Genomic DNA, 14,095 nt, shown 5'->3' with positions numbered 1-14,095 from the left:
CTATTCCTCCTGGGCGGCCATGCGGGCGGCGAGACGGCGTTGCGCGGCAATGCGGCGACGCCAGATCTCGTTGCGGATCGCCATCAGATGCAGCGTGAAGAACAGCAGCGTGAAGGCAAGCGCCATGGTGAAGAGCGGCCATAGGAATTCTGCATCGATGGTCGGGCCACCGAGCCGCATAACGCTTTCGGACTGATGCAGCGTGTTCCACCAGTCGACCGAGAATTTGATGATCGGAATGTTGATGAAACCGACAAGGATCAGCACGGCGCTGACGCGCGCTGCCTTCGACGGATCGTCCATGGCGCGGTTCAGCGCGATCAACCCGAGATACATCAGGAAGAGGATGAAAACCGAAGTGAGCCGGGCATCCCAGACCCAATAGGTGCCCCACATCGGCTTGCCCCAGAGCGAGCCGGTGACGAGGGCAACAAGGGTAAAGGCGGCGCCGAGCGGCGCGGCGGCCTTGGCAGCGACGTCCGCAAGCGGATGGCGCCAGACCAGCGTGCCGATCGCAGACATGCTCATGATCGTATAGCACATCATCGACAGCCAGGCGGCCGGCACGTGGATATACATGATGCGGACGGTATCGCCCTGCTGGTAATCGCCTTCGGTCGAGAAGGAGAGATAAAGGCCGATTGCGAAGAGTATGGCTGATATGGCCGCCAGCCACGGAATAAGACGCGCCGAAAACGCCAGGAACCGGGTCGGGTTGGCGAGGTCGGAAAATCGGCTGATCGCGGGGCTCATATCGCTCATTTCGCCTGTTTAAACCGATATCGTTTATACGGCAATCGATCGCATTGTCTCGGGCCGATCAATCCGTCGTGTGGCGTATGGCGAGGGCAGCCGCTGCCGGGCCGAGCACGGCGAAGAATAAGGTCAGTGCCATCAGGATCAGAAAGGGCGGCAGGAAGGGCTGAGGACCTTCGACCGCGGCATAGGTGGCGCTGACGCCGAAGATCAGCACGGGAATGGTCAGCGGCAGCACCAGGATCGACACTAGCAGCCCACCACGCGGCAAGGCGACGGCGACGGCAGCGCCGACCGCGCCGATAAAGGTGATGGCCGGCGAGCCGACGAGCAGGGTCAGGGCCGTCGCGCCGATCGCCATCTCGTTCATATTCATGAAGAGGCCGAGCAACGGCGAGGCGATGACCAGCGGCAGGCCGGTCGCCGTCCAGTGCGCGGCGCATTTGGTGAGTACGGTCAGCACTAGCGGCGTTTCCTGCATGACCAACAAATCGAGCGAACCGTCATCGCGTTCGGCCTGAAACAGGCGGTCGAGGCCGAGCAGGGCTGACAGCAGCGCGCCGATCCAGACGATGGCCGGGCCGATGCGCGACAGCAGCTTGAGGTCGGGCCCGACACCGAAGGGAATGACGGCGACCACTGTCAAAAAGAAGAGAATGCCGATGAGGGCGCCACCGCCGGCGCGGACCGAAAGTCTTAAGTCGCGGAGGAAGAGGGCGGTCATACGGCGATTCCCTTGATTTCATTGTCAGTGGAGACGCCAGTTTTGCCCCTCACCCTAGCCCTCTCCCCGCAGGCGGGGAGAGGGGACGACGCAGCCTGCCGAACCCCTTCGTCCCGTAAAACGGGGAGAAGGTGGACTCGAGCGGTTACGCGTCGCGAAAAAGGACGGATGAGGGGCCGTGAGGGACGTAAAATCATCCCCACACCCCTTCGCTCACCCCGGCAAACCCCGTCATCCGCATTTCCTGTGTATTCGTAAGCCCCAGCGGCTGATGGGTCGCCGCCAATACGATCCCTCCCGCCTTCTGATGCGATGAGATGAGTTCCGCAAGCAGCCGGTCCGCCGCGGCATCCAGCGCGGCTGTCGGTTCGTCGAGGATCCAGATCGGGCGATAGGCGACGAGGAGTTTGGCGAAAGCGATTCGCCGCTGCTGGCCGGCCGAGAGATAGCCGAAGGGCAGGTGGGTAATGCCGGCAAGGCCGACGGCATCCGCGGCTTCATCGATATCCAAACCAGAGCCGCCGGCCATGTCCCCGAGGAAGGTTTTCCAGAAGGCGAGATTTTCGGCCACGGTGAGCTCGGATTTCATCGCATTGCGGTGGCCGAGATAGTGGCTGGCCTCGCCCGCCGGCCGGTCCGATTCGCCCTTGGAATCGGTGAAGGTGACGCGGCCTTTTTCCTGTTTGAGGAGGCCTGCGACGACCCGCAGAAGCGTTGATTTTCCCGAGCCGTTGCGGCCGGTCAGAATCAGGGCCTCGCCATTACTCAAGCTAAAGGAAACATTCGCGAAAATCAGGTCTTCGCCCCGCCTTGCGGCCAGGTTTTCAGCGCTTAGATGCATCCGCTCAGGCTTTCCCCGTTTTCGTTGCCGCAGTGCGCAAAAAATTGTCCAAATTTGCGCTCCGCCACTCTGGCAAGTCTTTACGAAATTATCTATAAGACCCGCAACCACGCCAGCGGTCGGCGTGAATTTCATCCTTGCGCCGAACATAAGGTTTTCTGCCTTACGTGCGGACAGCGGAAATGGCCGTACCCGCATCCTGATGTGCATAAAGTGCATAGGCGTTCGCACGACTGTGTTGGCTATCAGAAACGGGGTATCTCGTGTCTAAATCTCTTGACAGTTTCAATTGTCGTTCCACGCTGACCGTGGACGGGAAAGACTATGTCTATTTCAGCCTGCCCAAGGCTGAGGCCAATGGTCTGCCCGGCGTTTCCAAGCTGCCTTACTCCATGAAGGTGCTTCTGGAAAACCTGCTGCGTTTTGAAGACGGGCAGTCGGTCACCAAGGATCATATCGTTGCGGTCGCCGAATGGCTGACCAACAAGGGTACCGTCGAGAACGAAATCGCCTATCGCCCGGCGCGCGTGCTGATGCAGGACTTCACCGGCGTTCCGGCCGTTGTCGACCTTGCTGCCATGCGCGACGCGATGGTCTCCCTCGGCGGCGATCCGGAAAAGATCAACCCGCTCGTCCCCGTCGACCTCGTCATCGACCACTCTGTTATCGTCGACGAATTCGGCACGCCGCAGGCTTTCGCCAAGAACGTCGAGCTGGAATACCAGCGCAATGGCGAGCGTTACCGCTTCCTGAAGTGGGGCCAGCAGGCATTCAAGAACTTCCGCGTCGTTCCTCCCGGCACCGGCATCTGTCACCAGGTCAACCTCGAATATCTCGGCCAGACCGTCTGGACCAAGGAAGAAGACGGCGAAACGATCGCCTATCCCGACACCTGCGTCGGCACCGATTCGCACACGACCATGATCAACGGTCTTGGCGTTCTCGGCTGGGGTGTTGGCGGTATCGAAGCTGAAGCCGCCATGCTCGGCCAGCCCGTGTCCATGCTGCTGCCGGAAGTCATCGGCTTCAAGCTGACCGGCAAGCTCAAGGAAGGCGTCACCGCGACCGACCTCGTTCTGACCGTCGTGCAGATGCTGCGCAAGAAGGGCGTCGTTTCCAAGTTCGTCGAATTCTTCGGCCCCGGCCTCGACAACATGCCGCTCGCCGACCGCGCCACCATCGGCAACATGGGTCCGGAATACGGCGCGACCTGCGGCTTCTTCCCGGTCGACAAGGAAACGTTGAACTATCTCAACATGTCCGGCCGTGCGAAGGATCGTATCGCACTGGTCGAAGCCTATTCCAAGGCACAGGGCATGTGGCGCGACAATGACGGTTCCGACCTCGTCTTCACCGACACGCTGGAACTCGACCTCAACGACGTCGTGCCGTCGATGGCCGGCCCGAAGCGTCCGGAAGGCCGTATCGCGCTGGAAAACATCGCTTCCGGTTTCGCCACTTCGATGGACACCGAATACAAGAAGCCGGGCCAGCTTTCGAACCGCTATGCCGTCGAAGGCACGGATTTCGATCTTGGCCATGGTGACGTTGCGATCGCCGCCATCACCTCCTGCACCAACACCTCCAACCCGTCGGTGCTGATCGCTGCCGGCCTTCTTGCCCGCAACGCCGTTGCCAAGGGCCTGAAGACCAAGCCGTGGGTCAAGACCTCGCTGGCACCGGGATCCCAGGTCGTCGGCGAATACCTCGCCAAGTCTGGCCTGCAGGCCGATCTCGACAAGCTCGGCTTCAACCTGGTCGGCTTCGGCTGCACCACCTGCATCGGCAATTCCGGCCCGCTGCCGGCGCCGATCTCGAAGACGATCAACGACAAGGGCTTGATCGTTTCCGGCGTTCTCTCCGGTAACCGTAACTTCGAAGGCCGTATCTCGCCTGACGTCCAGGCGAACTACCTGGCGTCCCCGCCGCTCGTCGTCGCCTACGCGCTCGCCGGCACGGTGCAGCTCGACCTGACGAAGGAGCCGATCGGCGAAGACCAGAACGGCAAGCCGGTCTATCTGAAGGACATCTGGCCGACCTCGCAGGAAGTCCAGGAATTCATCCTGAAATACGTCACCCGCGAGCTGTACGAAACCAAGTATGCCGACGTCTTCAAGGGCGACGCCAACTGGCAGGCCGTGCAGGTTCCTCCGGGCCAGACCTATGCCTGGGACGACAACTCGACCTATGTGCAGAACCCGCCATACTTCGTTGGCATGGGCAAGACCGGCGCTGGTGTTTCCGACATCAAGGGCGCTCGCGTTCTCGGCCTCTTCGGCGACAAGATCACCACCGACCACATTTCCCCGGCCGGTTCGATCAAGGCTGCCTCGCCGGCCGGTTCCTACCTCATTGGCCATGGCGTCGGCGTTGCCGACTTCAACCAATACGGTACGCGCCGCGGCAACCATGAAGTCATGATGCGCGGCACCTTCGCCAACATCCGCATCCGCAACCACATGCTCGGCCCGAACGGCAAGGAAGGTGGCTACACCATCCACTATCCGTCCAAGGAAGAGACCTCGATCTACGATGCGGCCATGCAGTACAAGGCCGAGGGCGTTCCGCTCGTCATCTTTGCCGGCGTCGAATACGGCAACGGCTCGTCGCGCGACTGGGCTGCCAAGGGCACGAACCTGCTCGGCGTGCGCGCCGTGATCGCCCAGTCCTTCGAGCGCATCCATCGCTCGAACCTGGTCGGCATGGGCGTCATCCCCTTCGTCTTCGAGGACGGCACCACCTGGGCCAGCCTCGGCCTGAGGGGCGATGAGACCGTGACCATCGAAGGTCTGGAGCACATCAAGCCGCGCGAGCGCAAGATCGCCAAGATCACCTACGGCGACGGCACGGTGAAGGACATTCCGATCATCTGCCGCATCGATACGCTGGATGAAGTGACCTACGTCAACAATGGCGGCATCCTGCAGACCGTTCTGCGCGATCTCGCCGCCTAATTGACGTTTAGACCACCTATACACGCCGCCGGAGCATCTCTCCGGCGGCGTCTTGTTTTTCACGCTGATGTGTACGACGCTAATGGCTCCGGGCCTTCGTCTCACCCCTTCGTGACTTTGCGTCATCGTGGTTAGCTATTATCTCTTGTTTCAGATTTATCAGGCTTGATGAGGCCTTACGGATACCTTGAAATTGCGCGAAGCGTTTTCGGGGTCTGCGCCAGCACATGGCTTTCAAGGTCTGAGAAAGAGGTACAACGGCATGCGCTTACGGTTTTTGGTTCCACTTCTAGCAGGCATCGCGCTCGCAAGTTCGCTGCATGCGCAGGAGCTTGCCAAAATCAAAGGCGTCGTCGAACTCTTCACGTCTCAGGGCTGCGCCTCCTGTCCGCCGGCCGATGCTGCATTTGAGAAGCTGATCCGCCAGGGCGACGTCGTCGCGCTCGCCTATCACGTCGACTACTGGAATTATCTCGGCTGGAACGACACGATGGCCTCCAAGGACAATACGGCCCGGCAATATGCCTATGCCCGTACGCTCGGCCGCAGTGGGGTTTATACGCCGCAGGCGATCATCAATGGCCGTGATCACCTAAACGGTGCGGATCTAAACGCCATCAACTTCAAGCTCGACGATTTCCAGCGCCAGGGCAAGGGTCTGACGGTTCCCGTCAGTGCCGCCATGAAGGGTGACGAACTGGAGATCAAGATCGGCGCAGGCCAGGGCCGGGCAAATGTGGTCGTCGCCTATTTCGATAGGGAACAGCAGGTTTCGCCGAAGGCCGGCGAGAACAACGGCCAGCAGATCACTTATCTGCACGCGGTTTCGGACATTGAAACAGTCGGCATGTGGGACGGCAAGGCCTTGAATGTCGTGTTGCCCGCCAATGTGTTGGATAAGGCCGGTCGGCGCGGCCTGGCGGTTCTGTTGCAGTCGTCGACGCCATCGGGCGACCCGGCGGCGATCATCGGCGCGACCGTCCTGACGGCCGGGACCGACGGCTGATCTGCATTTTTCCGACGTCAGTCGAAAGGCTCCATTTCGGCTGGCGCCAAAGTTCTGTTTCGGCTTTGCCGAAAGGAGGAGAGTGCCCGGCGAGGGCGCATTCGGGGCTGGGGTTCGGTCGATACGCCCCGGCCGGGCCGTTTGGCGCGGCGGCGCCAAACCGATCCCTATAGTTCCGGTAAATGGGGCTTCGTTTTGACTGAAATGCGGCGCAGCCAAGATGCTTTGCTCGAAGCGCAAGAAATTGTGAGTGCCTCTTGGTCTTGCAATTTGCCGTGGCTGAGGCAAACTGTCATCTTCTTGTCATGACACAACCCCTGGGGGATTGATGACTGATCAGCCGGAATTGCGACACGGCGAAAGCCGTTCCGTCGACACCACTTCTTCCGTCGTCGTTGATCTCAGAGAATATAAACAAAGCAAGGACCCGCTGCCGGTGACTTTCCACCGCAGGGAGCTGGACGCAATTCTGTGGATCTACGGCCGCATGGTCGGCGAGGGTGAATGGCGTGACTACGCCCTCGACCATCTCAGGGAAAAGGCGGTTTTCTCGGTCTTCAAGCGCTCGGGCGAGCTGCCGCTCTTCCGCATCGAGAAAAACCCGAAGCTCGCCGCCAAGCAGGGCGCATTTTCCGTAATCAGTACCAATGGCATGATCCTGAAGCGCGGCCACGACCTGACGCAGGTGCTGAAGGTTTTTGATAAGCAGCTCAAGCTGGTGGAGAAGTGATCTTCGCCTGCCGCGCTACTCGCTGAATAGCGTCCCCGGATAGACCGAAGGGTCGGGATCCGTTTCCGCACCCTCGCCGAGCACCTTCTGCATCAACATCGTGTCCAGCCAGCGGCCGTGCTTGTAGCCGGTACCCTTCAACAGGCCTGTCTCGGTAAAGCCGGCGGCGCGATGGAGGGCGACGGAGGCCGGGTGGGCGCCGCCAATGACGGCGATCATCTGGCGGAAGCCGAGGCTCTGGCAGGTTTCCACCAGATTTGCCAGCAGCGCCTTGCCGATGCCGCGGCCACGGGCTTCGGGCGCGAGATAGATTGAATCCTCCACCATCCATCGATAGGCCGGCCGCGTGCGGAACGCGGAGGCGTAGGCATAGCCGAGGAAGGCTCCGTCTTCGCCTTCGGCGGCGATATACGGGTAGCCCTTGTCACGGATCGCCTGGAAGCGGCCTGCCATCTCCTCTTTGCCCGGCGGAACGATCTCATAGCTTGCGGTGCCGTTCAAAACGGAGTCGCGGTAGATGGCGGTGATGAAGGGAAGGTCGGCTGATGTGGCGTTGCGAAGGCGGAAGGACATCTGGGTTTTATTGCCTGATCTGCGATTTCAATGGCGGATAATAAAGCCGTGTCCGAAGCAGCAAGGCAAACAGAAAAGGCGGCCGGAGCCGCCTTTTCGAAGGATCATTCATGTCGCAGCAGTTATTTGCGGTTGCCCATGAACTGCAGCAGGAACATGAACAGGTTGATGAAGTCGAGGTAGAGCGTCAGCGCGCCCATGATCGCCTTGCGGCCAGCAACGGCAACGTCGTCGGCTTCATAGTACATTTCCTTGATCCGCTGCGTATCCCAGGCGGTCAGGCCTGCGAAGATCAGCACGCCGATCACCGAGATGGCGAACTGCAGAGCGGACGAATGCAGGAAGATGTTGACGAGCATCGCGATGATCAGGCCGAAGAGACCCATCATCAGGAACGAGCCCATCGCCGAAAGGTTACGCTTCGTCGTGTAGCCGAACAGCGACAGCGCGCCGAAGGAGGCGGCGGTCACGAAGAAGGTCTGCACGACGCTCTGGCCGGTGTAGATGATGAAGATCGACGACAGCGACAGGCCCACCAAAGCGGCATAGACCCAGAAGGTCGTCGTCGCGGCGGCCACGCTCATGCTATTGATCCTGAAGCTCAGGAAGAACACCATCGCCAAGGGAGCGAGGATGACGACCCAACGCAGCGGGCTCAGGTAGATCGCCTGGCCGAAAGCTGTGATCTGCCCGTCAGCGAAGGCGAGCGAAAATGCGAAATAGGCGGCCAAACCCGTGATCGCCAGACCCAGCGCCATCAGGTTATAGACCTTGAGCATGTAAGCTCGAAGGCCCTCATCTATCATCGCACCGGTTTGCGCGCCGCTGGGCGCCCGGTTTTGGTAATTGCGAAAGTCAGCCATGTTTTCCTCTTTCAAGCTCCGATGTGAGTAGCGTGTCGGGCACTTGGTCCCAGGCGCCGCTGCGGAGCTCCAGCATGCCTGCACAGAATATGAGGCTTTCACGCCCCATGCACAAGGGCTAAGCGGCGGCGGCAGGGTTAAATCGGCGTAATATCGGGCTATTTCCCGACGCTCGGTTAATGCTCCAGGCGCCTTGGCGGCGCAGGCTTTTTCGGGTTCATACGCTCAGAGTTCACGCAGGACAGGCGCTGCTTTCTGGCCAAGAATGCGCCAAGTGCCCACCAGCCCGATCCCGACCGTCAACAGCAGAGCAATGATGAGGGTCGAGAAGGCGACATCCGGGAGGAAGGTCGATGGCAGGTGCATGATGTGACTGACAATGTACCAGGCCGCGACAGAACCGGCGAGCAGCGCGAAGACGGCGGTCGCCGCTCCCAGCATCAGATATTCATAGCTGAAGGCGCGGATCAGCATGGCTCGCGTCGCGCCGAGCGTCTTCAGCACGACCGCGTCATGCGTGCGTGCGCGGTTTCCCGCAGCAAGCGCGCCCGCAAGCACCAGCACGGAGGCGATCAGCGCCACCGACGCCGCGGCACGGATAGCGGCGGCAAGCTGGCCGACCAGAGTGTTGACGATATCGAGCGCATCCTTGACGCGGACGCTGGTGATCGTCGGATAAGTGTTGGTGACGTTCTTCAGGATCGCCGCTTCCTGCGCCGACGTAGCAGTGGGATCGGTGAGGGTAGCGAGCCAGGCATGCGGCGCGCCCTTGAAGGTGTTCGGCGAGAAGATCATCACGAAATTGATGGACAGCGACTGCCACTGGACCTTGCGGAAGCTGGCGATCTTGGCCGTCACGTTGCGGCCGAGCACGTTCACGGTCACGGTATCGCCGAGCTTCAGGCCGAGCGCCTTGCCTTCCTCATCGGAGAAGGAGACGAGAGGTTCGCCGCTATAATCCTTGCCCCACCATTGGCCTTCGGTAAGGGCGGCGTTCTCCGGGAGGGTCTCGGCATAGGTGATGCCGCGGTCGCCGCGCAACACCCATTGACCGGCCGGCGGCACCTTCCTCTTGGTCACGTCCTCGCCATTGAAGGCGACGATGCGGCCGCGCAGCATCGGCACTTCGACGAGCTTGCCTTCGGGCGCCTGCGCCTGCACGACCTTGCGGAAGCCGTCGAGCTCCGAACCCTGGATATCGACGAAGAAGAAGTTCGGCGCCTGCTCGCTCATGCGTCCGGTCAGCTCCTGGCGCATATTGCCGTCGATCAGCGTCAAGGTCACAAGGAGCGCCAGGCCAAGGCCGAGCGAGAGGACGACGGAGGCGGTGAGCGCACCCGGCCGATGGATATTGCCGATCGCCAGGCGGAGTGCCGGCGAGTGGACGCGCGGGCTGCGGCGGGCGAGCCACGACAGCAGGGCCGCGACGGCGCGCAGCACGACGAAGGCGACGGCGATGGAAACGACGAAGACGACGGCGATGAAGCGGTCATAGGCGGTGTATATCGCAAGCGCCGACAGTGCTGCCATCAGCAGGCCGGCGGCGAGCAGGTAGGGCCAGCTTGGCAGGCGGCGGGCCTCAAAGCCCTGTTCGCGGAAGAGCGCCGTCGCCGGCACTTCGCGGGCATGGCCGAGCGGCAGGATGGCGAAGGCGAGTGTCGTCAGCAGGCCGAAAAGCGCTGCCAGCGTCAACGGGCCGGGATAAAGCCGCGGCGCGGTCGAAATCGGCAGGAATTCGGCCATGAATTGCGAGGCGAGCAACGGCGCGATGGCACCAAGGATCAGGCCGACGGCTATGCCGGCCAGCGCAAGCAGGGCGATCTGGATCAGGTAGATCATCACCACGACCAATGCCGGTGCGCCAAGGCATTTGAAAGTGGCGATGGTGGTGCGCTTGGAATCGAGGAAGGCGCGCACAGCATTGGCAACACCGACGCCGCCGACGATGAGCGCGGTCAGGCCGACCAGGGTCAGGAATTGCGAGAAGCGGGTGATGTTGTCGGCGAGCGCGGGTGCTGCCCGGCTGCTCGTTCGGATCGACCAGCCGGCCTGCGGAAAAGCGGTATTGGCGCGGGCGGCGATGTTGCTCAGGCCATTGGCGGGATCGTCCATGCGGATCTTGTAGACCTGTTCGACAAGACTTCCGGTCGTGATCAGGCCTGAGGCGACCAAAGCGTCACGGCTGGTGAGCAATCGCGGCGCAAAGCCGAAACCTTCGGATACCGAATCCGGCTCGGTCTTCACCGTGCCTGTGATCCGGAGCCTGGTGTTGCCGAGCAGCAGTTCGCTCCCGATTTTGAGGTTCAGCCGTTCCAGCAGCAGGGGAGCGACGACGGCGCCATAGGCTCCGTCCTTGGCAGCGAGCAGCGTTGATAGCGGCTGATCCAGATCGGCCACGAAGGTACCGTAGAGCGGGTAGGCGCCGTCAACCGCCTTGACTTCGACCAGCGCCTGATCGGAGCCGTCGGGCAGTCGGGCCATGGAGCGCAGGCCGGTGGATTGGGAGAGCTGGCCGAGGCTGTTGAGATAGGCGAGTTCGTCCGGCGTCGCCGCGCGATTGTTGAGTTCGAAGCGGACGTCGCCGGCAAGCAGCGACTGGCCCTGCGTGGAAATCGCGTCGGTGATCGAGCGCGAGACGGAGTTGACGGCGGCGATTGCGCCGGTGCCGAGGGCGATGCAGGCGAGGAAAATATAGAAACCGCCGAGACCGCCGCGCAATTCGCGCAGCGCCAGGCGAAAGGCAAGCGTCAGGCGCGCTCCCGCCGCCATCACGCTATCGCCGCCTGATTGGTCCGCGCGCGGGCGCTGTCACCCTCGATTTCGCCGGAGCGAACGTGGATCTGGCGGGAGCAGCGGGCGGCAAGCGCCGGATCATGGGTGACGAGCAGCAGCGTTGTGCCGCGCTCGGCCTGCTGGGCGAAAAGCAGGTCGGCGATCTGCCGGCCGGTATCGGTATCGAGATTGCCCGTCGGCTCGTCGGCGATCAAAAGGGCGGGTGACGGGGCGAGCGCGCGGGCGATCGCCACGCGTTGCTGTTCGCCGCCTGAAAGCTGGCCGGGATAATGGCTCAGCCGCTCGCCGAGGCCGACGGCCTGCAATTCGCGCTTAGCGATGTCGAAGGCATCACGCACATTGGCCAGCTCCAGCGGCACGGCGACATTTTCCAGCGCCGTCATATTGGCGATGAGATGGAAGGACTGGAACACGATGCCGATATTGCGACCGCGGAAATCGGCGACGCGGTCTTCGCTCAGGCTATGCAGGGGCGTGTCGCGGATCAGGAGTTCGCCGCTATCGAGTTTTTCGAGGCCGGCGAGTACCATCAGCAGCGTGGACTTGCCAGATCCGGAAGGGCCGACAATGCCGACAGATTCGCCTTCGGCAACGGTGAGGTCGATGCCTTTCAGTACATGGACGGAGGCGGCGGCGTTGCCGAGCGTCAAATCCGCCTTCTTCAGCTCGATGATGGTTTTTGCCAATGCGAACGCCCTATATACGTCAGAGACCACGGCGGGCGCGATTTGGCCCTCACGGCGAATTTAGGGAATGGATCATGAGTTTTAAAGTTGCCGCGTTTCACTTCGCTGTCATTGTTTTCGGTCTTTTCTTTGGCGCGGCCGGTGCAGCCGATGCACGAACGATCCAACTGGTTGGTCTCGGTGACAGCCTCATGGCCGGCTATCAACTGCCGCCGGGCGATGGATTTCCCGCCAAGCTGGAGGCGGTGCTGAAGGCCAAGGGGCTGGATGTGGTGATTGCCGATGCCGGCGTGTCCGGAGATACCAGCTCCGGCGGCCTGTCGCGCATCGACTGGTCGGTACCGGACGGAACCGACGGCGTGATCCTCGAACTCGGCGCCAACGACGCCTTGCGCGGCATCCCGCCCGAACAGACGGAAAAGAACCTCGACACCATCATCAGCCGGCTGAAGGAGCGCAACATTCCCGTCCTGCTCGCCGGCATGCTGGCGCCACCGAACATGGGTCCGGACTATGCGGCCAAGTTCAACCCGATCTACAAGCGGCTTGCCGACAAGTATCAACTGCCGCTCTATCCATTTTTTCTCGATGGCGTCGCGACGCATGCCGACTTACAATTGAGCGATGGCATGCATCCGAACCCGCAGGGTGTCGATGTGATGGTGCAACGTTTCCAGCCTGCGGTGACGAGTTTCATTGGGACGATTGTCGCACATGCGAAATAGGTGCTTGCACCGGCTGCAATTGCATGATTCCCTGTTGTTATCTGCAAGAGATTCGGGGAGTGCTCGTTATGCCGAGACTTTTTACCGCCCTCGAAATTCCGCGCAACGCGGCGATGAGCCTTTCGTTGTTGCGCGGCGGTCTTCCCGGAGCCCGGTGGATCGACGTTGAAAATTATCACATCACTTTGCGTTTCATCGGCGATGTCGACGGTCGTACCGCCGATGAAATCGTCGAGCGACTGGACCGCATCGACCGGCCGGAATTCCAGCTCCGGTTGGAAGGCATCGGTTCCTTCGGCTCGAAGAAGCCGCATTCGGTCTGGGCCGGCGTCACCCAGACGCCCGATATGTACGCACTGCAGGGCGAAATCGAACGCATTTGCCAGCGCATCGGCCTGCCGCCGGACCCGCGCAAGTTCACACCGCATGTCACGCTCGCGCGGCTGAAGTCGTCGCGGGTCGATGATGTCGTGCACTATCTCTCCGGTCGCGGTAACTTCTACACCGCGCCGTTCACGGTAGGACGCTTCGTGCTGCTGTCATCGCGCGAATCGGTTGGCGGCGGTCCCTATCTCACCGAAGAGGTCTTCCCGCTTCACGAGGCTCGCAGCGCTTTTCCCGCCAAGGGCAACAGCGCGTTGCAGCCAGCCAAGAGCATGGTGTAGGTCGCTTCGAAGTCCTCGTGACCTCCGTAGTAAGGGTCCGGGATGTCTTTGCTGCTGCCAAGCGTGTAGGCGTTGAAGAGGTGCAGCTTGCCGAGTGTATCGGCAGGCGCGATCTTGCGCAAATTCTTCAAATTGTCTTGATCCATTGCCAGGATCAGGTCGAACCGATGAAAATCGGCTGCCTCGATGCGGCGTGCGCGTTGAGCGGAAATATCGACGCCGTGGTCCGACGCGACTTCCATGGAGCGGCGGTCCGGCCTCTCGCCGTGATGCCAGCCGCCGGTGCCGGCCGAATCGACCTCGAACTCGGAGCCTCGCCCGGCTTTGATCGCAAGATGCCGGAAGATGCCTTCGGCAAGGGGTGAACGGCAGATATTGCCGGCGCAAACAAACAGAATTTTGTGACGGTCCATAGTATCGTTCAACCGATAAAGAGGAGTGATATTGCCATGAAATACGAAAAGCTCGAACCGGCGGCAATCGATGAAAACCTGGCTGGCCTTAGCGGTTGGACCCTGGCGGCCGATCGCCTCTCCATGTCGAAGAGCTTCAAATTCCGCAATTTCGTCGAAGCCTTCGGCTTCATGACAGAGGCGGCCTTGGCGGCGGAAAAATTCAATCATCATCCTGAATGGTTCAACGTTTATTCCCGCGTCGACGTGAAACTGACGACGCATGACGCCGGTGGCTTGACGGAGCATGACATTAAACTCGCCAAGGCGATGGAAAAGGCAGCGGCCCGGCGCGCCGATTGAATCGCAGGGGCCGATCACCATATG

Annotated in this window: 14 protein-coding genes; 6 read left to right on the top strand and 8 right to left on the bottom strand. The window is 61.3% G+C overall.

Annotation, left to right across the window (positions count from 1 at the left end):
* The 3 genes from QA648_RS15315 to ccmA all read right to left on the bottom strand — a co-directional run bounded on the left by QA648_RS15315 (nucleotide 1) and on the right by ccmA (nucleotide 2,321).
* Entirely contained in the window at nucleotides 1-762 is a 762-nt protein-coding gene (locus tag QA648_RS15315) for a heme ABC transporter permease (RefSeq protein ID WP_283047847.1), read from the bottom strand.
* 58 nt (nucleotides 763-820) lie between these two features.
* Nucleotides 821-1,480 carry a heme exporter protein CcmB gene (gene ccmB, locus QA648_RS15310; RefSeq protein ID WP_283047845.1) on the bottom strand — a complete coding sequence of 220 codons (660 nt, stop codon included), beginning with the start codon at nucleotides 1,478-1,480 and terminating at the stop codon, nucleotides 821-823.
* A 193-nt stretch (nucleotides 1,481-1,673) separates the two neighbouring features.
* The gene (gene ccmA, locus QA648_RS15305) at nucleotides 1,674-2,321 is read right to left on the bottom strand and encodes a heme ABC exporter ATP-binding protein CcmA (protein ID WP_283047843.1); all 648 of its coding nucleotides are present in this window, start codon (nucleotides 2,319-2,321) and stop codon (nucleotides 1,674-1,676) included.
* A gap of 263 nt (nucleotides 2,322-2,584) precedes the next feature.
* Here ccmA and acnA point away from each other — a divergent pair, with 263 nt between their 5' ends.
* From acnA to QA648_RS15290, 3 genes are all read left to right on the top strand, one after another.
* Complete coding sequence (acnA, locus tag QA648_RS15300; protein ID WP_283047841.1) at nucleotides 2,585-5,275, top strand: aconitate hydratase AcnA; 2,691 nt, start codon at nucleotides 2,585-2,587, stop codon at nucleotides 5,273-5,275.
* Between the two features lie 262 nt (nucleotides 5,276-5,537).
* Nucleotides 5,538-6,281 carry a thioredoxin family protein gene (locus QA648_RS15295; protein WP_104824651.1) on the top strand — a complete coding sequence of 248 codons (744 nt, stop codon included), beginning with the start codon at nucleotides 5,538-5,540 and terminating at the stop codon, nucleotides 6,279-6,281.
* 328 nt (nucleotides 6,282-6,609) lie between these two features.
* Entirely contained in the window at nucleotides 6,610-7,011 is a 402-nt protein-coding gene (locus QA648_RS15290; RefSeq protein WP_104824650.1) for a DUF2794 domain-containing protein, read from the top strand.
* Nucleotides 7,012-7,026: 15 nt separating this feature from the next.
* Here QA648_RS15290 and QA648_RS15285 read toward each other — a convergent pair whose 3' ends face one another.
* The 4 genes from QA648_RS15285 to QA648_RS15270 form a co-directional block, all read right to left on the bottom strand.
* Nucleotides 7,027-7,584 (bottom strand): GNAT family N-acetyltransferase, encoded by a 558-nt coding sequence (locus QA648_RS15285; RefSeq protein WP_283047838.1) that lies wholly within the window; start codon nucleotides 7,582-7,584, stop codon nucleotides 7,027-7,029.
* Between the two features lie 122 nt (nucleotides 7,585-7,706).
* Nucleotides 7,707-8,447, bottom strand: coding sequence for a Bax inhibitor-1/YccA family protein (locus tag QA648_RS15280; RefSeq protein ID WP_104824648.1), 741 nt, complete (start codon nucleotides 8,445-8,447; stop codon nucleotides 7,707-7,709).
* Between the two features lie 225 nt (nucleotides 8,448-8,672).
* A complete protein-coding gene (locus QA648_RS15275; protein ID WP_283051360.1) occupies nucleotides 8,673-11,216 on the bottom strand; it encodes an ABC transporter permease in 2,544 nt (847 codons plus the stop codon).
* Nucleotides 11,216-11,926, bottom strand: coding sequence for an ABC transporter ATP-binding protein (locus QA648_RS15270; protein ID WP_283047837.1), 711 nt, complete (start codon nucleotides 11,924-11,926; stop codon nucleotides 11,216-11,218). The genes QA648_RS15275 and QA648_RS15270 overlap by 1 nt, the downstream gene beginning before the upstream one ends.
* Nucleotides 11,927-12,000: 74 nt before the next feature.
* Here QA648_RS15270 and QA648_RS15265 point away from each other — a divergent pair, with 74 nt between their 5' ends.
* Nucleotides 12,001-12,651 (top strand): arylesterase, encoded by a 651-nt coding sequence (locus QA648_RS15265; protein WP_104824645.1) that lies wholly within the window; start codon nucleotides 12,001-12,003, stop codon nucleotides 12,649-12,651.
* A 68-nt stretch (nucleotides 12,652-12,719) separates the two neighbouring features.
* Entirely contained in the window at nucleotides 12,720-13,316 is a 597-nt protein-coding gene (gene thpR, locus QA648_RS15260; protein ID WP_104824644.1) for an RNA 2',3'-cyclic phosphodiesterase, read from the top strand.
* Here thpR and QA648_RS15255 read toward each other — a convergent pair.
* The gene (locus QA648_RS15255) at nucleotides 13,247-13,729 is read right to left on the bottom strand and encodes a low molecular weight protein-tyrosine-phosphatase (protein ID WP_283047835.1); all 483 of its coding nucleotides are present in this window, start codon (nucleotides 13,727-13,729) and stop codon (nucleotides 13,247-13,249) included. The two genes, thpR and QA648_RS15255, sit on opposite strands and share 70 nt — an antisense overlap.
* A 36-nt stretch (nucleotides 13,730-13,765) precedes the next feature.
* Between QA648_RS15255 and QA648_RS15250 the strand changes: the two genes are divergently transcribed.
* Nucleotides 13,766-14,071, top strand: a complete 306-nt coding sequence (locus QA648_RS15250) for a 4a-hydroxytetrahydrobiopterin dehydratase (protein ID WP_104824642.1) — start codon at nucleotides 13,766-13,768, stop codon at nucleotides 14,069-14,071.
* Nucleotides 14,072-14,095 lie beyond the last annotated feature (24 nt).

It is taken from the genome of Rhizobium sp. CB3171 (assembly GCF_029714265.1).
GTDB lineage: Bacteria > Pseudomonadota > Alphaproteobacteria > Rhizobiales > Rhizobiaceae > Rhizobium.
This window is presented reverse-complemented; position numbering and strand designations above follow the sequence as displayed.

Excerpts from the sequence above, each read along its gene's own strand:
- QA648_RS15295 (WP_104824651.1), top strand. The coding sequence starts at position 5,538 with ATGCGCTTACGGTTTTTGGTTCCACTTCTAGCAGGCATCGCGCTCGCA.
- thpR (WP_104824644.1), top strand. The coding sequence starts at position 12,720 with ATGCCGAGACTTTTTACCGCCCTCGAAATTCCGCGCAACGCGGCGATG.
- QA648_RS15290 (WP_104824650.1), top strand. The coding sequence starts at position 6,610 with ATGACTGATCAGCCGGAATTGCGACACGGCGAAAGCCGTTCCGTCGAC.
- QA648_RS15315 (WP_283047847.1), bottom strand. The coding sequence starts at position 762 with ATGAGCGATATGAGCCCCGCGATCAGCCGATTTTCCGACCTCGCCAAC.
- ccmA (WP_283047843.1), bottom strand. The coding sequence starts at position 2,321 with ATGCATCTAAGCGCTGAAAACCTGGCCGCAAGGCGGGGCGAAGACCTG.
- ccmB (WP_283047845.1), bottom strand. The coding sequence starts at position 1,480 with ATGACCGCCCTCTTCCTCCGCGACTTAAGACTTTCGGTCCGCGCCGGC.
- QA648_RS15275 (WP_283051360.1), bottom strand. The coding sequence starts at position 11,216 with ATGGCGGCGGGAGCGCGCCTGACGCTTGCCTTTCGCCTGGCGCTGCGC.
- QA648_RS15255 (WP_283047835.1), bottom strand. The coding sequence starts at position 13,729 with ATGGACCGTCACAAAATTCTGTTTGTTTGCGCCGGCAATATCTGCCGT.
- QA648_RS15265 (WP_104824645.1), top strand. The coding sequence starts at position 12,001 with ATGAGTTTTAAAGTTGCCGCGTTTCACTTCGCTGTCATTGTTTTCGGT.
- QA648_RS15250 (WP_104824642.1), top strand. The coding sequence starts at position 13,766 with ATGAAATACGAAAAGCTCGAACCGGCGGCAATCGATGAAAACCTGGCT.
- QA648_RS15285 (WP_283047838.1), bottom strand. The coding sequence starts at position 7,584 with ATGTCCTTCCGCCTTCGCAACGCCACATCAGCCGACCTTCCCTTCATC.
- QA648_RS15280 (WP_104824648.1), bottom strand. The coding sequence starts at position 8,447 with ATGGCTGACTTTCGCAATTACCAAAACCGGGCGCCCAGCGGCGCGCAA.